The organism is Pseudomonas sp. S06B 330, assembly GCF_002845275.2.
Classification (GTDB): Bacteria; Pseudomonadota; Gammaproteobacteria; order Pseudomonadales; family Pseudomonadaceae; genus Aquipseudomonas.
This window is the reverse complement of the sequence record NZ_CP088149.1, coordinates 668800-687227: the sequence shown is the minus strand read 5'-3', so window position 1 is coordinate 687227 and position 18428 is coordinate 668800. Positions and strand designations below refer to the sequence as shown.

The window sequence follows — 18428 nt, the reverse complement described above, 5'->3', positions numbered from 1 at the left end:
TTCAGACTCCAGGCTGCTATTCCCACCGGGCGCACTACGCCCGTTAAAAGGAGGCGTGATTCTATAGACGCCCCTATTGGGTGTCAACCCAATAAAAAAAGCCCCCGCTGAGCGGGGGCTTTTTCAACCTATCGAGGATTACTCGATGATTTTGGCTACGACGCCAGCGCCGACGGTACGACCGCCTTCACGGATAGCGAAACGCAGACCATCTTCCATTGCGATGGTTTTGATCAGAGTGACAGTCATCTGGATGTTGTCACCTGGCATTACCATTTCAACGCCTTCTGGCAGCTCGCAGTTACCGGTCACGTCAGTAGTACGGAAGTAGAACTGTGGACGGTAGCCTTTGAAGAACGGAGTATGACGGCCGCCTTCTTCCTTGCTCAGAACGTAAACTTCTGCGGTGAACTTGGTGTGCGGCTTAACCGAACCCGGCTTAACCAGAACCTGACCACGCTCAACGTCGTCACGCTTGGTGCCACGCAGCAGAACGCCGCAGTTCTCGCCAGCACGACCTTCGTCCAGCAGCTTGCGGAACATCTCAACACCGGTGCAGGTGGTGGTGGTGGTGTCACGCAGACCAACGATTTCCAGGGCGTCCTGAACGCGGACGATACCACGCTCGATACGACCGGTAACAACGGTACCACGACCCGAGATCGAGAATACGTCTTCGATTGGCATCAGGAACGGCTTGTCGATAGCACGCTCAGGCTCAGGGATGTAGGTATCCAGAGTCTCAACCAGCTTACGAACGGCAGTGGTGCCCATTTCGTTGTCGTCTTTGCCTTCCAGCGCCATACGAGCCGAACCGATGATGATCGGAGTGTCGTCGCCTGGGAAGTCGTAGGTGGACAGCAGGTCGCGAACTTCCATCTCGACCAGTTCCAGCAGCTCAGCGTCGTCTACCAGGTCAGCCTTGTTCAGGAAGACCACGATGTACGGAACGCCAACCTGACGGGACAGCAGGATGTGCTCACGGGTTTGTGGCATCGGACCATCAGCGGCCGAACAAACCAGGATCGCACCGTCCATCTGGGCAGCACCGGTGATCATGTTCTTCACGTAGTCAGCGTGACCTGGGCAGTCAACGTGAGCGTAGTGACGAATAGTCGAGTTGTACTCAACGTGCGCAGTGTTGATGGTGATACCGCGAGCTTTCTCTTCTGGAGCGCTGTCGATCTTGTCGAAGTCGACGATTGCGGAACCGAAAACTTCGGAGCAAACGCGAGTCAGAGCTGCGGTCAGAGTGGTTTTACCGTGGTCAACGTGACCGATGGTGCCAACGTTGACGTGCGGAAGGGAACGATCAAATTTTTCTTTAGCCACGACAGTGAACCTCTTGCCTAAAGGGCTGGATTAGCCTTGTTTTTTAACGAGTGCTTCGACGATATTCGACGGAGCTTCGGCGTATTTGGAGAATTCCATGGAGTAGCTCGCGCGACCCTGAGACATGGAACGAACGTCGGTTGCATAACCGAACATCTCTCCGAGCGGAACTTCAGCACGGACAACCTTGCCGGACACCGAATCTTCCATACCCTGGATCAGACCACGACGACGGTTCAGGTCACCCATCACGTCACCCATGTAGTCCTCAGGGGTCACAACTTCTACCTTCATGATCGGCTCAAGCACTTTACCGCCGCCTTTGGCAGCCAGCTGCTTGGTCGCCATGGAGGCCGCCACCTTGAACGCCATCTCGTTGGAGTCGACGTCGTGGTAGGAACCATCAAACACGGTTGCCTTCAGGCCGATCAGCGGATAGCCGGCAACGATGCCGTTCTTCATCTGCTCTTCGATACCCTTCTGGATCGCCGGGATGTATTCCTTAGGAACCACACCGCCTACAACTTCGTTGGTGAATTCCAGGCCTTCGGTGATGTTGCCTTGCGCGTCCACTGTTGGCTGCGAGAAGCGAATCCAGCAGTGACCGAACTGACCGCGACCACCAGACTGACGAACGAACTTACCTTCGATTTCGACGTTGTCTTTGGTGATCTGCTCGCGGTAGGAAACCTGCGGCTTACCGATGTTGGCTTCGACGTTGAACTCGCGCTTCATGCGATCAACGAGGATGTCCAGGTGAAGCTCGCCCATACCCGAGATGATGGTCTGGCCGGTTTCTTCGTCGGTCTTGACGCGGAACGAAGGGTCTTCCTGAGCCAGTTTGCCCAGTGCAATACCCATCTTTTCCTGGTCTTGCTTGGTCTTCGGCTCAACAGCTACCGAAATCACAGGCTCCGGGAAGTCCATACGCTCGAGGATGATCGGCTTGTCGGCGTTGCACAGGGTGTCACCAGTGGTGACGTCCTTCATACCGATCAGAGCAGCGATGTCGCCTGCCAGTACTTCTTTGATCTCTTCACGCTGGTTGGCGTGCATCTGCACCATACGACCAACGCGCTCTTTCTTGCCTTTGACCGAGTTGATCACGGAGTCGCCAGACTGCAGCATACCCGAGTAAACGCGGACGAAAGTCAGAGTACCCACGAACGGGTCGGTGGCAATCTTGAACGCCAGAGCCGAGAACGGCTCGTTGTCGTCAGCGCGACGCTCGTCGTAGTCTGCGTCAGTCAGCTCTTCCTTCGGCTTCTCGATCAGGTCTGGGTGGATACCCTTGATCGCAGGAATCTCGGTAGGAGCAGGCAGGAAGTCGATAACGGCATCGAGAACCAGAGGAACGCCCTTGTTCTTGAAGGAAGAACCGCAGACAGCCGGAACGATCTCGCTGGCCAGGGTGCGCGCACGCAGACCGGCTTTGATTTCTTCGACGGTCAGCTCACCTTCTTCAAGGTACTTGTTCATCAGCTCTTCGTTGGCTTCAGCAGCGGCTTCGACCATATTGGCGCGCCACTCTTCAGCCAGCTCCAGCATATCGGCAGGAATTTCTTCCTCGCGATAGGTGGTGCCCTTGTCGTCGTCGTTCCAGTAGATAGCCTTCATCTTGATCAGATCGACCTGACCTTGGAAGTTATCTTCCGAACCGATGGCCAGCTGAACAGGAACCGGGGTGTGACCCAGGCGGTTCTTGATCTGACCTACGACGCGCAGGAAGTTCGCACCGGCACGGTCCATCTTGTTCACGTAAACAACACGTGGAACGCCGTACTTGTTGGCTTGACGCCATACGGTTTCGGACTGCGGCTCAACGCCGGAGGTACCGCAGAAAACAACGACCGCGCCGTCGAGTACGCGCAGCGAACGTTCTACTTCAATAGTGAAGTCAACGTGGCCAGGGGTATCGATAACGTTTACGCGGTAGTTGTCGTACTGACCCTTGGAGCCCTGCCAGAAGGTGGTAACGGCAGCGGAGGTAATGGTAATACCCCGCTCCTGCTCCTGCACCATCCAGTCGGTGGTCGCGGCGCCATCATGCACCTCGCCCATTTTGTGGCTCAGGCCTGTGTAAAACAGGATCCGCTCGGTAGTGGTAGTTTTGCCCGCGTCAACGTGCGCGCAAATACCAATGTTACGGTAGCGGTTGATTGGTGTAGTACGAGCCATAGAGCCCTCGCAAAAATAGTGATGCCTGAATTAGAAGCGGTAGTGCGAGAACGCTTTGTTGGCTTCGGCCATACGGTGTACGTCTTCACGCTTCTTGACTGCAGCACCTTTGCCTTCAGCAGCATCCAGCAGCTCGCCAGCCAAGCGCAGAGCCATGGACTTCTCGCCACGCTTACGGGCGTAGTCTACCAACCAGCGCATTGCCAGGGCGTTACGACGGGATGGACGAACTTCAACAGGAACCTGGTAAGTGGCACCGCCAACACGGCGCGACTTAACTTCGACCAGCGGAGCGATGGCGTCGAGAGCTTTCTCGAAGATTTCCAGGGGATCGCTGTTCTTGCGTTCTTTGACCTTGTCCAACGCACCGTAAACGATACGCTCGGCAACGGCTTTCTTGCCGCTTTCCATAACGTGGTTCATGAACTTGGCGAGGATCTGGCTTCCGTATTTAGGATCGTCCAGAATCTCACGCTTGGCTGCTACACGACGTCTTGGCATTGATAAGCCCTCAAACGGTCTTCAGGTTAGCCCGGGACAAGTGCCCCCAAGGGGTGCGTGCCCGACCTTACTCTTATCGACTCAATAAAATGAATAACTGCAAATTGCTGCAAACGGCCGATTACTTCGGACGCTTGGTACCGTACTTCGAACGACCTTGGTTACGACCTTTAACACCGGAGGTATCCAGGGAGCCGCGAACGGTGTGGTAACGAACACCTGGCAAGTCTTTTACACGACCGCCACGGATCAGTACGACGCTGTGCTCTTGCAGGTTGTGGCCTTCACCGCCGATGTACGAGGAAACCTCGAAACCGTTGGTCAGACGCACACGGCATACTTTACGCAGTGCCGAGTTAGGTTTTTTCGGCGTAGTGGTGTACACACGGGTGCACACGCCACGACGTTGCGGGCAGTTCTGCAGCGCAGGAACGTCGGATTTCTCGACGATACGCTTACGCGGCTGACGTACCAGCTGGTTGATAGTTGCCATCTACTAGCTCCACTGTTGTCTTGCGACGCTATTGTCTTGCAAGAAAAGCAAAAATTGGCAGGACGAAGCCCCACCAAATTTAGGGGTACAAGAGTCTAAAGAGGATCTTGCCCCCAGTCAAGACGAGGCCCCAGCCTCCCTCCTCCAGTCATCGGCAACAATTTAAGTCGTCAATGACCAGATCGGGTCAGCCAGGGCCCTGTCCTACTTTCAGTTACCGCTGGAATTCAGCGCTTCTGTCAGTGCGGCTTCCACCTCACTGGCACTTACGCGCAGCGGCTTGTCGGCATCACGGCGACGCTTACGCTCGCTGTGGTAGGCCAGACCGGTACCGGCCGGGATCAGACGACCCACGACCACGTTTTCTTTCAGGCCGCGCAGGTAATCGCGCTTGCCGGTTACCGCCGCTTCGGTCAGAACACGGGTGGTCTCCTGGAAGGAGGCCGCCGAGATGAACGATTCGGTGGACAGCGAGGCCTTGGTGATACCCAGCAGTACACGAGTGAACTTGGAGACAAACTTGTCTTCCGCGTTGAGACGCTCGTTCTCTACCAGTACGTGGGTCAGTTCCATCTGGTCGCCCTTGATGAAGCTGGAATCACCCGACTCGGCAATCTCAACCTTGCGCAGCATCTGACGCAGGATGGTTTCGATGTGCTTGTCGTTGATCTTCACGCCTTGCAGACGGTAAACGTCCTGAATCTCGTTGACGATGTACTTGGCCAGCGCGCTTACACCCAACAGACGCAGGATGTCGTGCGGATCGCTAGGACCGTCAGAGATAACTTCGCCGCGGTTCACCTGTTCGCCTTCGAAGACGTTCAGGTGGCGCCACTTCGGAATCAGCTCTTCGTACGGATCGCTACCGTCATTCGGGGTGATAACCAGACGGCGCTTGCCTTTGGTCTCTTTACCGAAGGCGATGGTGCCGCTGACTTCAGCCAGAATCGAGGCTTCTTTCGGACGACGGGCTTCGAACAAGTCGGCAACCCGCGGCAGACCACCGGTGATGTCACGGGTCTTCGACGTTTCTTGCGGAATACGCGCGATAACGTCACCAACACCGATCTGAGCACCGTCAGCCACACCGACCAGGGCGTTCGCCGGCAGGAAGTACTGAGCCGGTACGTCGGTACCTGGCAGCAGCAGATCCTTGCCATTGGCGTCGACCATCTTGATTGCAGGACGGATTTCCTTACCTGCAGCCGGACGGTCTTTGACGTCCAGAACTTCAATGTTGGTCAAACCCGTCAATTCGTCAGTCTGACGCTTGATGGTGATGCCTTCTTCCATGCCCACGAAGGTCACGGTACCTTTCATTTCGGTAACGATCGGGTGGGTGTGCGGGTCCCACTTGGCAACGATTGCGCCAGCGTCGACCTTGTCGCCTTCCTTGACCGAAATCACCGCACCGTAAGGCAGCTTGTAGCGCTCACGCTCACGACCGAATTCGTCGGCAATAGCCAACTCACCGGAACGCGATACGGCAACCAGGTTACCGTCGGCACGCTCAACCTGCTTCAGGTTGTGCAGACGAACCATACCGCCGTTCTTCACCTGGACGCTGTCGGCAGCCGAGGTCCGGCTTGCAGCACCACCGATGTGGAACGTACGCATGGTCAGCTGGGTACCCGGCTCACCGATCGACTGAGCAGCGATAACGCCGACAGCTTCACCGATGTTCACCTGGTGACCGCGAGCCAGGTCACGACCGTAGCACTTGGCGCAGATGCCGTAGCGGGTTTCGCAGCTGATCGGCGAACGCACGATCACTTCGTCGATGCTGTTCAGCTCGATGAATTCAACCCACTTCTCGTCGACCAGAGTACCGGCCGGAACGATTACGTCGTCGGTGCCTGGCTTGAACACGTCACGGGCGATCACACGACCCAGTACACGCTCACCCAACGGCTCTACAACGTCGCCGCCTTCAATGTGAGGCGTCATCAGCAGACCTTGCTCGGTACCACAGTCGATCTCGGTTACGACCAGATCCTGAGCAACGTCTACCAGACGACGAGTCAGGTAACCGGAGTTCGCGGTTTTCAACGCGGTATCCGCAAGACCCTTACGAGCACCGTGAGTCGAGATGAAGTACTGGAGTACGCTCAGACCTTCACGGAAGTTCGCGGTGATCGGCGTCTCGATAATCGAGCCGTCCGGCTTGGCCATCAGACCACGCATACCGGCCAGCTGACGAATCTGAGCTGCCGAACCCCGGGCACCGGAGTCAGCCATCATGTACATCGAGTTGAAGGACTCTTGCTCGACTTCGTCGCCGTTGCGGTCAATGACTTTCTCTTTCGAGAGGTTGGCCATCATCGCCTTGGAAACTTCGTCGTTCGCCTTGGACCACAAGTCGATGACTTTGTTGTACTTCTCGCCCTGGGTTACCAGGCCGGAGGCGTACTGGCTCTCGATCTCTTTCACTTCGTCGGTAGCAGTACCGATGATGCGGGCTTTTTCATCCGGGATAACGAAGTCGTTAACACCGATGGAAACGCCGGAGATAGTCGAGTAGGCAAAACCGGTGTACATCAGCTGGTCAGCGAAGATAACGGTCTCTTTCAGACCAACCACGCGGTAGCACTGGTTGATCAGCTTGGAGATCGCCTTTTTCTTCATTGGCTGGTTGACCACGTCGTACGACAGACCTGGCGGTACAACCTGGAACAGCAGTGCACGGCCGACAGTGGTGTCGACGATACGGGTGTTCTTGACGCTGCCACCATCACGATCGTTAACGGTTTCGTTGATACGAACCTTGATCTTGGCGTGCAGGGCAGCTTCGCCGGCGCGGAATACGCGGTCGACTTCCTGCAGGTCGGCGAATACACGACCTTCGCCCTTGGCGTTGATAGCTTCACGGGTCATGTAGTACAGACCCAGTACAACGTCCTGCGACGGAACGATGATTGGCTCACCGTTAGCTGGCGACAGAATGTTGTTGGTCGACATCATCAGCGCGCGCGCTTCGAGCTGGGCTTCCAGCGTCAGCGGCACGTGAACGGCCATTTGGTCACCGTCGAAGTCAGCGTTGTACGCAGCACAGACCAGCGGGTGCAGCTGGATAGCCTTACCTTCGATCAGTACCGGTTCAAACGCCTGGATACCCAGACGGTGAAGGGTCGGTGCACGGTTGAGCAGTACGGGGTGTTCGCGAATGACCTCAGCGAGAACGTCCCAAACCTCTGGCAGCTCACGCTCGACCATCTTCTTGGCGGCCTTGATGGTGGTCGCCAGACCACGCATTTCCAGCTTGCCGAAAATGAACGGCTTGAACAGCTCGAGAGCCATCTTCTTCGGCAGACCGCACTGGTGCAGACGCAGGGTCGGACCTACGGTAATTACCGAACGGCCGGAGTAGTCAACACGCTTACCGAGCAAGTTCTGACGGAAACGACCTTGCTTACCCTTGATCATGTCGGCCAGGGATTTCAGAGGACGCTTGTTCGAACCGGTGATGGCACGACCGCGACGGCCGTTATCCAGCAAGGCGTCGACCGCTTCCTGCAGCATGCGCTTTTCGTTACGCACGATGATGTCCGGCGCGGACAAGTCGAGCAGGCGCTTCAGACGGTTGTTACGGTTGATCACCCGACGATACAGATCGTTCAGGTCGGAAGTCGCGAAGCGACCGCCATCCAGCGGAACCAATGGACGCAGGTCTGGCGGCAGAACCGGCAGAACAGTCAGGACCATCCACTCAGGCAGGTTGCCCGAGCCCTGGAAGGCTTCCATCAGTTTCAGACGCTTGGACAGCTTCTTGATCTTGGTTTCCGAGTTGGTCTGCGGAATTTCTTCGCGCAGGCGACCGATCTCGTGCTCCAGGTCAATAGCGTGCAGCAGCTCACGGACAGCCTCGGCACCCATGCGGGCGTCGAAGTCATCACCGAACTCTTCCAGCGCTTCAAAGTACTGCTCGTCGTTGAGCAGTTGGCCTTTTTCCAGCGTGGTCATGCCTGGATCGATAACGACATAGCTCTCGAAGTAGAGAACGCGCTCGATATCACGCAGGGTCATGTCCATCAGCAGGCCGATACGCGACGGCAGCGATTTCAGGAACCAGATGTGGGCAACTGGAGAGGCCAGTTCGATGTGCGCCATGCGCTCACGACGAACCTTGGCCAGGGCGACTTCAACGCCGCACTTCTCACAGATAACACCACGGTGCTTCAGGCGCTTGTACTTACCGCACAGGCACTCGTAGTCCTTGACTGGGCCAAAGATCTTGGCGCAGAACAGGCCGTCACGCTCAGGCTTGAACGTACGGTAGTTGATGGTTTCCGGTTTTTTAACTTCACCGAACGACCACGAACGGATCATCTCAGGCGAGGCCAATCCGATACGGATGGCGTCGAACTCTTCGACTTGACCCTGGTTTTTCAGCAAATTCAGTAGGTCTTTCAAGGCCTTTCCTCCTGGCGGAGCAGGGAGCGGGCTTTTCAGCCACGCTCCCGATTCGCGTCACGTGTTATTCGGTTTCCAGATCGATATCGATACCGAGCGAACGAATCTCTTTGATCAACACGTTGAAGGACTCGGGCATGCCCGGCTCCATACGGTGATCGCCGTCCACGATGTTTTTGTACATCTTGGTCCGACCGTTCACGTCGTCCGACTTCACTGTGAGCATTTCTTGCAGGGTGTATGCCGCGCCGTATGCTTCCAGCGCCCACACTTCCATCTCCCCGAAACGCTGACCACCGAACTGCGCCTTACCACCCAGCGGCTGCTGGGTAACCAGGCTGTAAGAACCAGTGGAACGCGCGTGCATCTTGTCGTCCACCAAGTGGTTCAGCTTGAGCATGTACATGTAACCAACGGTCACTGGACGCTCGAACTTGTTACCGGTACGGCCGTCGAACAGCTGCATCTGACCGCTTTCTGGCATGTCTGCCAGTTTCAGCATGGCCTTGATCTCGCTTTCCTTGGCACCGTCGAAGACTGGAGTGGCCATAGGCACACCGCCTTTGAGGTTCTTCGCCAGGTCCAGGATTTCCTGGTCGGAGAAGTCTTCCAGGCTTTCCTGACGACCACCGATCTCGTTGTAGACCTCGGTGAGGAACTTACGCAGCTCGATGACCTTGCGCTGCTCTTCGAGCATGCGGTTGATCTTCTCGCCCAAACCTTTGGCCGCCAGGCCCAGGTGGGTTTCGAGGATCTGACCAACGTTCATCCGTGATGGTACACCCAATGGGTTCAGTACCACGTCCACCGGCGTACCGTTGGCGTCGTGCGGCATGTCTTCGACCGGCATGATCACAGAGACCACACCTTTGTTACCGTGACGACCGGCCATCTTGTCGCCCGGCTGGATGCGACGACGGATTGCCAGGTAGACCTTGACGATCTTCAGTACGCCCGGAGCCAGGTCATCGCCCTGCTGCAGCTTGCGCTTCTTGTCTTCGAACTTGTCGTCCAGCAGACGGCGACGATCAACGATGTAGGCCTGGGCCTTCTCAAGTTGCTCGTTCAGCGCGTCTTCGGCCATGCGCAGCTTGAACCACTGACCATGCTCCAGACCGTCCAGCACTTCGTTGGTGATGACAGTGCCCTTCTTCAGGCCTGCACCACCATCGACGACCTGACCGTTCAGGGCAGAACGCAGACGTTCGAAGGTTGCACCTTCAACAATACGGAACTCTTCGTTCAGGTCCTTGCGGATCTCGTCGAGCTGCATCTTCTCGATCGACAGCGCACGGCTATCACGCTCAACACCGTCACGGGTGAAGACCTGTACGTCAATGACAGTACCCTTGGTGCCAGTTGGCACGCGCAGGGAGGTGTCCTTAACGTCGCTAGCCTTCTCACCGAAGATCGCGCGCAGCAGTTTCTCTTCTGGGGTCAGCTGAGTTTCGCCTTTTGGCGTTACTTTGCCGACCAGAATGTCACCAGCGCCAACTTCAGCACCAACGTAAACGATACCGGCTTCGTCCAGCTTGTTCAGCGCAGCTTCACCGACGTTCGGGATGTCCGCAGTGATTTCCTCTGGGCCAAGCTTGGTGTCACGGGCCACACAGGTCAGTTCCTGAATGTGGATCGTGGTGAAGCGGTCTTCCTGAACCACACGCTCGGACAGGCAGATGGAGTCTTCGAAGTTGAAGCCGTTCCATGCCATGAACGCGATGCGCATGTTCTGACCCAGTGCCAGCTCACCCATGTCGGTGGACGGGCCGTCGGCCATGATGTCGCTACGCTGAACCACGTCACCTTTGCTCACCAGCGGACGCTGGTTGATGCAGGTGTTCTGGTTCGAGCGGGTATACTTGGTCAGGTTGTAGATGTCGACACCGGCTTCGCCGGTTTCTACTTCGTCATCAGCAACACGAACCACGATACGGCTGGCGTCAACGGAATCGATAACACCGCCACGACGAGCCACGACGCAAACGCCGGAGTCACGGGCAACGTTACGCTCCATGCCGGTACCGACCAGCGGCTTGTCAGCACGCAGGGTTGGTACAGCCTGACGCTGCATGTTCGAGCCCATCAACGCACGGTTGGCGTCGTCGTGCTCGAGGAACGGAATCAGCGACGCTGCGACCGAAACTACCTGCTTCGGCGAAACGTCCATCAAGGTGACGTCTTCCGGCGCCTTGACGGTGAATTCGTTCAGGTGACGAACGGCTACCAGCTCGTCGATCAGCTGCTTCTTCTCGTTCATCGCGGCCGAAGCCTGAGCGATAACGTGATCGGCTTCTTCGATCGCCGACAGGAACACGATGTCGTCGGTGACAACACCCTCTTTCACCACGCGGTACGGGCTTTCCAGGAAGCCGTACTGGTTGGTGCGGGCATAGGCCGCCAGGGAGTTGATCAGACCGATGTTCGGACCTTCAGGGGTCTCGATCGGGCACACACGGCCGTAGTGGGTCGGGTGTACGTCACGGACTTCGAAGCCAGCGCGCTCACGGGTCAGACCACCAGGGCCGAGTGCGGAGACACGACGCTTGTGGGTGATCTCGGAGAGCGGGTTGTTCTGGTCCATGAACTGCGAGAGCTGGCTGGAGCCGAAGAACTCTTTCACCGCCGCCGCTACCGGCTTGGCGTTGATCAGGTCCTGTGGCATCAGGCCTTCGCTTTCGGCCATCGACAGACGCTCTTTGACCGCACGCTCAACACGCACCAGGCCAACGCGGAACTGGTTCTCGGCCATCTCACCGACACAACGAACACGACGGTTACCCAGATGGTCGATGTCGTCGACGATGCCTTTGCCGTTACGGATATCGACCAGGGTCTTGAGAACCTCGACGATGTCTTCCTTGCTCAGCACGCCCGAACCTTCGATCTCGGTACGACCGATACGACGGTTGAACTTCATGCGACCAACAGCCGACAGGTCGTAACGCTCGGCGCTGAAGAACAGGTTATTGAACAGGGTCTCAGCGGCATCCTTGGTTGGCGGCTCGCCAGGACGCATCATCCGATAGATTTCGACCAGCGCTTCCAGCTGATTGCTGGTGGAGTCGATCTTCAGCGTGTCGGAGATGAACGGACCGCAATCGATGTCGTTGGTGTACAAGGTCTCGATGCGGACAACCTGAGCCTTGGCGATCTTGATCAGCAGCTCGGTGTTCAGCTCGGTGTTGCACTCGGCCAGGATTTCGCCCGTCGCCGGGTGAACGATAGCCTTGGCGGTGGTGCGACCCAGGACGTATTCCATAGGAACGTCGAGATGCTTCACACCAGCTTTTTCCAGCTGGTTGATGTGGCGAGCGGTGATACGACGACCTTGCTCGACAATGACCTTGCCGGTTTCGTCATGGATGTCCATGACCGCGATTTCACCACGCAGGCGCTGAGGCACCAGCTCCAGGCTGAGTTTCTCGCCCGAAACGTGGAATACGTTGGTGGTGTAGAAGGCGTTCAGTACTTCTTCGGTGCTATAACCCAGCGCGCGCAGCAGTACCGACGCAGGCAGCTTGCGACGACGGTCGATACGGACGAATACACAGTCTTTCGGATCGAATTCGAAGTCCAGCCACGAACCGCGGTAAGGAATGATCCGTGCCGAGTACAGCAGCTTGCCCGAACTGTGCGTCTTGCCACGGTCGTGGTCGAAGAACACACCCGGCGAGCGATGCAGCTGGGAAACGATAACACGCTCGGTACCGTTGATTACGAAGGTACCGTTTTCAGTCATCAGGGGGATTTCACCCATGTAGACTTCTTGCTCTTTGATGTCCTTGATCGCTTTGTTCGACGACTCTTTGTCGAAAATGATCAGGCGGACTTTTACCCGCAGCGGAACCGCGTAGGTCACACCGCGCAGTACGCATTCTTTGACATCAAAAGCCGGTTCGCCCAGACGATAGCCAACGTACTCCAGGGCAGCATTGCCGGAGTAGCTGATGATCGGGAAAACCGATTTGAAGGCCGCATGCAGGCCCACGTCGCGGAACTGATCTTTAGTCGCTCCCGCTTGCAAGAATTCACGATACGAATCCAGCTGGATGGCCAGGAGGTAAGGCACATCCATGACGTCCGGCAACTTGCTAAAGTCCTTGCGGATACGTTTTTTCTCAGTGTATGAGTAAGCCATCAGCGTTCCCCAGCTTGGTCACCTGCTTGTTTGGCTTCTCCCGACGGGAGCAGCCAGAAAATCGTGCAAACCCCATGGTTTGCGCCACCGTCATCGGTGGTTACTGCTCGCTATCAATGCCGACCTGGTCGGCCACCAATAACGGAAAAAGGCCGGTGGCAAGAGCCACCAGCCATCAGCCTTTCGCTTATCGCTCGGGCTGGAGACGCACAGTCGAAATTACTTCAGTTCGACGGTAGCGCCTGCTGCTTCCAGGTCAGCTTTAGCTTTGTCAGCGGCTTCTTTCGAAACGCCTTCAGCAACAACCTGAGGAGCGGTATCAACCTTTTCCTTGGCTTCTTTCAGGCCCAGGCCGGTCAGTTCACGAACAGCCTTGATCACGTTTACTTTCTTGTCGCCAGCGGCAACCAGAACAACGTTGAACTCGGTTTGTTCTTCAACAACGGCAGCGGCAGCAGCTGGGCCAGCAGCGGCAACAGCAGCGGTAACGCCGAAGGTTTCTTCCATTGCTTTGATCAGCTCAACAACTTCCAGAACGGTTTTCTGGCCGATTGCTTCGATGATTTGCTCGTTAGTCAGAGACATGACTTAAATCCTGTATTGGGGTGACAGCCTACGCAGCCATCAAATTAAACGTATGATTTCGAAAGGGCTTGCAGTGCCTTAGGCAGCAGCAGCTTCTTTCTGGTCGCGAACGGCTGCCAAAGTACGAGCCAGCTTGCTGGTAGCGCCTTGAATCACGCTCATCAGCTTCGCAATGGCCTCGTCGCGGGTCGGCAGGGAAGCCAACACGTCGATCTGGTTTGCGGCAAGGAACTTGCCGTCGAACGCAGCTGCCTTGATCTCGAACTTGCTCTGACCCTTGGCGAATTCAGCGAACAGACGAGCAGCAGCGCCCGGGTGTTCGTTGGAGAACGCGATCAGGGTAGGGCCGGTGAAGGCGTCGTTGAGGACACTGAATTCAGTGTCAGCAACAGCGCGCTTGAGCAGGGTGTTACGTACAACACGTACGTATACGCCAGCTTCACGAGCCTCTTTACGGAGTCCGGTCATTGCGCCTACAGTCACGCCACGGGCATCAGCCACGACAGCAGACAGAGCGACTTTGGCAGCCTCGTTGACTTCAGCGACGATGGCCTTCTTGTCTTCGAGTTTAATTGCCACGGGTAAAACTCCTGCTTGTTACCGTTTCATCCAGCCGAGGCCAGATGTCGTTTTGGTGTCTGATTCGATACGGAACCAGGGGCACCATCTGCGTAGGCTTGAGGTTTAAGGCTTGCGCCGCCTACGGTCTTGGATAGCCCCCGCCAGGCAGGGACCCCAATTTTTTCAAGTCGACGCGATCGCTCGCGCCGGCTTTTGTCTTACGCGTTCAGCGAGCTCTGGTCGATGACCAGACCTGGGCCCATAGTGGTGCTCAGGGTAACGCGCTTAACGTAGATACCTTTCGAAGAAGCTGGCTTGATACGCTTCAGATCAGCGATCAGGGCTTCAACGTTTTCCTTCAGCTTGCCAGCTTCAAAGCCAACCTTGCCAACGGAGGTGTGGATGATGCCGTTTTTGTCGGTGCGATAACGAACCTGACCAGCCTTGGCGTTTTTAACCGCGGTGGCTACGTCTGGAGTTACGGTACCGACTTTCGGGTTAGGCATCAGGCCGCGAGGACCCAGAACCTGACCCAGCTGACCTACAACACGCATTGCGTCCGGGGAAGCAATAACGACGTCATAGTTCAGGTCGCCGCCTTTCATTTCGGCAGCCAGATCGTCCATACCTACACGGTCAGCGCCGGCAGCCAGAGCGGCCTCAGCAGCTGGACCCTGGGTGAAGACAGCAACACGTACAGTCTTGCCAGTGCCGTGTGGCAGCACGGTAGCGCTACGAACGACCTGGTCGGATTTACGTGGGTCAACACCGAGGTTGACAGCAACGTCGAAGGATTCGCTGAACTTCACGGTGGACAGTTCGGCCAGCAGCACTGCTGCGTCTTCGAAGTTGTAGACTTTGCCAGCTTCGAGCTTCGAAGCAATGGCCTTTTGGCGCTTGGTCAGCTTAGCCATTACACACCCTCCACGTTGAGGCCCATGCTGCGAGCGGAACCGGCGATGGTACGCACGGCCGCATCCAGGTCAGCAGCGGTCAGATCAGCATTTTTGGTTTTTGCGATCTCTTCCAGCTGAGCACGGGTCACAGTACCGACTTTAACGGTGTTCGGACGTGCAGAACCGCTGGTCAGGCCAGCTGCTTTCTTCAGCAGAACCGAAGCAGGGGTGCTTTTGGTTTCGAAGGTGAAGCTGCGGTCACTGTAAACAGTGATGATCACAGGAGTCGGCAGACCGGCTTCTTGACCCTGAGTACGGGCGTTGAAGGCCTTGCAGAATTCCATGATGTTCACACCGTGTTGACCCAGTGCTGGACCAACGGGTGGGCTTGGGTTGGCCTGGCCGGCCTTTACTTGCAGCTTGATGTAAGCCTGAATCTTCTTAGCCATGAGCTACTCCAATATCGGGTACGAACGCCTGAAGGCTCCCCGGATTACTTGCGTTTTATCCCAGTGACGACAAAACCCCGCAGCACATAGGGCTGCGGGGTATGGGATGCGTCGTTCTGCTAGACCTTCTCGACCTGGCTGAACTCGAGCTCTACCGGGGTAGAGCGACCGAAAATAAGCACGGCCACTTGGATCCGGCTCTTCTCGTAGTTAACTTCTTCAACAGTACCGTTGAAATCAGCAAACGGACCATCGATAACGCGAACCACTTCGCCTGGCTCAAACAGAGTCTTAGGCTTAGGCTTGTCGCTGCCATCAGCAACGCGACGCAAGATGGCTTCGGCTTCTTTGTCAGTGATCGGCGCAGGCTTATCTGCAGTACCACCGATGAAGCCCATGACGCGAGGGGTATCCTTGACCAAGTGCCAAGTCCCTTCGTTCATGTCCATTTGCACCAGAACATAGCCTGGGAAGAACTTACGCTCACTTTTGCGCTTCTGGCCATTGCGCATCTCAACCACTTCTTCAGTGGGGACCAGAATCTCGCCGAAGCCATCTTCCATGCCAGCCAGCTTTACGCGCTCGATCAGCGAGCGCATTACATGCTTCTCGTAACCCGAGTAAGCATGCACAACGTACCAACGCTTAGCCACGGGACACCCTTAGCCAACAATCAAGGAAATCAACCAACCGAGCAGGGAGTCGAGACCCCACAGCAGCAACGCCATAACCAGAACAACCGCCACTACGATGAGCGTGGTTTGCATGGTTTCTTGACGGGTTGGCCATACGACTTTACGAATCTCGGTGCGCGCTTCCTTTAGCAACGTAAAGAACGACTTGCCTTTAGCAGTTTGCAGGGCCAAAAAGCCAGCTACAGCAGCAAGAGCAAGCAGTGCGAGTACGCGATACAGAATCGGGAAGTCGGAATAATAAATATTACCCACGACACCTACGAATACCAAAGCGACAACAGCCAGCCACTTGAGCAGGTCAAAACGAGAGTCTTGGGCTTCAGCCTTGGGAGTCATCTAGGAAGATCCTGTGAAAAGAAAGCCAGACACACGAGGTGAATCTGGCAGGTCAGGAGGGAATCGAACCCCCAACCTACGGTTTTGGAGACCGTCGCTCTGCCAATTGAGCTACTGACCTAAAAGCTTATCAGGCCGGCCATTATGCCGACCTGATCGAGAGAAATCAACTACTTATTCGATAATCTTTGCTACGACGCCAGCGCCGACGGTACGACCGCCTTCACGGATAGCGAAACGCAGACCATCTTCCATTGCGATGGTTTTGATCAGAGTGACAGTCATCTGGATGTTGTCACCTGGCATTACCATTTCAACGCCTTCTGGCAGCTCGCAGTTACCGGTCACGTCAGTAGTACGGAAGTAGAACTGTGGACGGTAGCCTTTGAAGAACGGAGTATGACGGCCGCCTTCTTCCTTGCTCAGAACGTAAACTTCTGCGGTGAACTTGGTGTGCGGCTTAACCGAACCCGGCTTAACCAGAACCTGACCACGTTCAACGTCGTCACGCTTGGTGCCACGCAGCAGAACGCCGCAGTTCTCGCCAGCACGACCTTCGTCCAGCAGCTTGCGGAACATCTCAACACCGGTGCAGGTGGTGGTGGTGGTGTCACGCAGACCAACGATTTCCAGGGCGTCCTGAACGCGGACGATACCACGCTCGATACGACCGGTAACAACGGTACCACGACCCGAGATCGAGAATACGTCTTCGATTGGCATCAGGAACGGCTTGTCGATAGCGCGCTCTGGCTCTGGGATGTAGCTATCCAGAGTTTCAACCAGCTTCTTGACGGCAGTGGTGCCCATCTCGTTGTCGTCTTTGCCTTCCAACGCCATACGAGCCGAACCGATGATGATCGGAGTGTCGTCGCCTGGGAAGTCGTAGGTGGACAGCAGGTCGCGAACTTCCATCTCAACCAGTTCCAGCAGCTCAGCGTCGTCTACCAGGTCAGCCTTGTTCAGGAAGACCACGATGTACGGAACGCCAACCTGACGGGACAGCAGGATGTGCTCACGGGTTTGCGGCATCGGACCATCAGCGGCCGAGCAAACCAGGATTGCGCCGTCCATCTGGGCAGCACCGGTAATCATATTCTTCACGTAGTCAGCGTGACCTGGGCAGTCAACGTGAGCGTAGTGACGAATGTTCGAGTTGTACTCGACGTGCGCAGTATTAATGGTAATACCACGAGCCTTCTCTTCTGGAGCGCTGTCGATCTTGTCGAACTCGACAACAGCCGAACCGAAAACTTCGGAGCAAACGCGAGTCAGCGCTGCGGTCAGCGTGGTCTTGCCATGGTCAACGTGACCAATGGTGCCGACGTTCACGTGCGGCAGACTACGATCGAACTTTTCCTTAGCCATCGAGACAATCCTCAGCAAGAAGAAATAAGCAAGTTAATACGACCATTAAAACAAAGGCAGATATTTTCATATCTGCCTTGTTATATGGAGCTCTTGAGCGGATTTGAACCGCTGACCTCACCCTTACCAAGGGTGTGCTCTACCAACTGAGCTACAAGAGCGTAACACTATGCAACAACAGCAAACTTGGAGCGGGTAGCGGGAATCGAACCCGCATCATCAGCTTGGAAGGCTGAGGTTCTACCACTAAACTATACCCGCGGAGCTTGCAGCTCTCGCTAAAACTGGTGGAGGGGGAAGGATTCGAACCTTCGAAGTCGTAGACGTCAGATTTACAGTCTGATCCCTTTGGCCGCTCGGGAACCCCTCCTGAACGTGGGCGGCATTTTCAACTCTTGCCGTCCTGCTGTCAAGCTTTTTCTCATTAAAATCTTGAGGTTAGCTAATTTGACAGCTGCTTCTCAGTGTTGCCACTTAGTGGTCATC

At 56.1% G+C, this 18428-nt stretch carries 13 protein-coding genes and 4 tRNA genes; all 17 read right to left on the bottom strand.

The features are described 5' to 3' along the window. Positions 1 to 138 precede the first annotated feature (138 nt). The gene (gene tuf, locus CX511_RS03195; RefSeq protein WP_220639099.1) at positions 139 to 1332 is read right to left on the bottom strand and encodes an elongation factor Tu; all 1194 of its coding nucleotides are present in this window, start codon (positions 1330 to 1332) and stop codon (positions 139 to 141) included. 30 nt (positions 1333 to 1362) lie between these two features. Then, a complete protein-coding gene (fusA, locus tag CX511_RS03190; protein WP_045190255.1) occupies positions 1363 to 3510 on the bottom strand; it encodes an elongation factor G in 2148 nt (715 codons plus the stop codon). A 30-nt stretch (positions 3511 to 3540) separates the two neighbouring features. Next, positions 3541 to 4011 carry a 30S ribosomal protein S7 gene (gene rpsG, locus CX511_RS03185; RefSeq protein ID WP_008089143.1) on the bottom strand — a complete coding sequence of 157 codons (471 nt, stop codon included), beginning with the start codon at positions 4009 to 4011 and terminating at the stop codon, positions 3541 to 3543. A 121-nt stretch (positions 4012 to 4132) separates the two neighbouring features. Further along, a complete protein-coding gene (gene rpsL / locus CX511_RS03180; RefSeq protein WP_003186084.1) occupies positions 4133 to 4504 on the bottom strand; it encodes a 30S ribosomal protein S12 in 372 nt (123 codons plus the stop codon). Positions 4505 to 4714: 210 nt separating this feature from the next. After that, positions 4715 to 8914 (bottom strand): DNA-directed RNA polymerase subunit beta', encoded by a 4200-nt coding sequence (gene rpoC, locus CX511_RS03175; protein WP_045190253.1) that lies wholly within the window; start codon positions 8912 to 8914, stop codon positions 4715 to 4717. Between the two features lie 64 nt (positions 8915 to 8978). Further along, positions 8979 to 13052, bottom strand: a complete 4074-nt coding sequence (rpoB, locus tag CX511_RS03170; protein WP_045190251.1) for a DNA-directed RNA polymerase subunit beta — start codon at positions 13050 to 13052, stop codon at positions 8979 to 8981. A 219-nt stretch (positions 13053 to 13271) separates the two neighbouring features. After that, positions 13272 to 13637 (bottom strand): 50S ribosomal protein L7/L12, encoded by a 366-nt coding sequence (gene rplL / locus CX511_RS03165; RefSeq protein ID WP_043861936.1) that lies wholly within the window; start codon positions 13635 to 13637, stop codon positions 13272 to 13274. A 78-nt stretch (positions 13638 to 13715) separates the two neighbouring features. Then, a complete protein-coding gene (gene rplJ, locus CX511_RS03160) occupies positions 13716 to 14216 on the bottom strand; it encodes a 50S ribosomal protein L10 (protein WP_045190247.1) in 501 nt (166 codons plus the stop codon). Between the two features lie 200 nt (positions 14217 to 14416). Further along, positions 14417 to 15112, bottom strand: a complete 696-nt coding sequence (rplA, locus tag CX511_RS03155) for a 50S ribosomal protein L1 (protein WP_028944938.1) — start codon at positions 15110 to 15112, stop codon at positions 14417 to 14419. Beyond that, on the bottom strand, positions 15112 to 15543 hold the full coding sequence (gene rplK / locus CX511_RS03150; RefSeq protein WP_017901523.1) for a 50S ribosomal protein L11: 432 nt from the start codon (positions 15541 to 15543) through the stop codon (positions 15112 to 15114). Before rplK ends, rplA begins: the two co-directional genes overlap by 1 nt. A 119-nt stretch (positions 15544 to 15662) precedes the next feature. Continuing rightward, complete coding sequence (gene nusG, locus CX511_RS03145; RefSeq protein ID WP_010220294.1) at positions 15663 to 16196, bottom strand: transcription termination/antitermination protein NusG; 534 nt, start codon at positions 16194 to 16196, stop codon at positions 15663 to 15665. Positions 16197 to 16205: 9 nt separating this feature from the next. Next, complete coding sequence (gene secE, locus CX511_RS03140; RefSeq protein WP_045190239.1) at positions 16206 to 16574, bottom strand: preprotein translocase subunit SecE; 369 nt, start codon at positions 16572 to 16574, stop codon at positions 16206 to 16208. 45 nt (positions 16575 to 16619) lie between these two features. Beyond that, a tRNA-Trp gene (locus tag CX511_RS03135) sits at positions 16620 to 16695 on the bottom strand. Between the two features lie 53 nt (positions 16696 to 16748). Continuing rightward, entirely contained in the window at positions 16749 to 17942 is a 1194-nt protein-coding gene (tuf, locus tag CX511_RS03130) for an elongation factor Tu (RefSeq protein ID WP_010220303.1), read from the bottom strand. Positions 17943 to 18027: 85 nt separating this feature from the next. Next, positions 18028 to 18103 (bottom strand) — tRNA-Thr (locus CX511_RS03125). Between the two features lie 26 nt (positions 18104 to 18129). Further along, positions 18130 to 18203: transfer RNA gene (locus CX511_RS03120), tRNA-Gly, on the bottom strand. A gap of 24 nt (positions 18204 to 18227) precedes the next feature. Then, positions 18228 to 18312, bottom strand: a tRNA-Tyr gene (locus CX511_RS03115). Positions 18313 to 18428: the final 116 nt, after the last annotated feature.

What these genes read in the sequence shown, in the direction of transcription:
- rpoB (WP_045190251.1), bottom strand. Translation starts at nt 13,052, where the DNA reads ATGGCTTACTCATACACTGAGAAAAAACGTATCCGCAAGGACTTTAGC.
- rpsL (WP_003186084.1), bottom strand. Translation starts at nt 4,504, where the DNA reads ATGGCAACTATCAACCAGCTGGTACGTCAGCCGCGTAAGCGTATCGTC.
- rpsG (WP_008089143.1), bottom strand. Translation starts at nt 4,011, where the DNA reads ATGCCAAGACGTCGTGTAGCAGCCAAGCGTGAGATTCTGGACGATCCT.
- rplK (WP_017901523.1), bottom strand. Translation starts at nt 15,543, where the DNA reads ATGGCTAAGAAGATTCAGGCTTACATCAAGCTGCAAGTAAAGGCCGGC.
- tuf (WP_010220303.1), bottom strand. Translation starts at nt 17,942, where the DNA reads ATGGCTAAGGAAAAGTTCGATCGTAGTCTGCCGCACGTGAACGTCGGC.
- rplL (WP_043861936.1), bottom strand. Translation starts at nt 13,637, where the DNA reads ATGTCTCTGACTAACGAGCAAATCATCGAAGCAATCGGCCAGAAAACC.
- secE (WP_045190239.1), bottom strand. Translation starts at nt 16,574, where the DNA reads ATGACTCCCAAGGCTGAAGCCCAAGACTCTCGTTTTGACCTGCTCAAG.
- rplA (WP_028944938.1), bottom strand. Translation starts at nt 15,112, where the DNA reads ATGGCTAAGCTGACCAAGCGCCAAAAGGCCATTGCTTCGAAGCTCGAA.
- fusA (WP_045190255.1), bottom strand. Translation starts at nt 3,510, where the DNA reads ATGGCTCGTACTACACCAATCAACCGCTACCGTAACATTGGTATTTGC.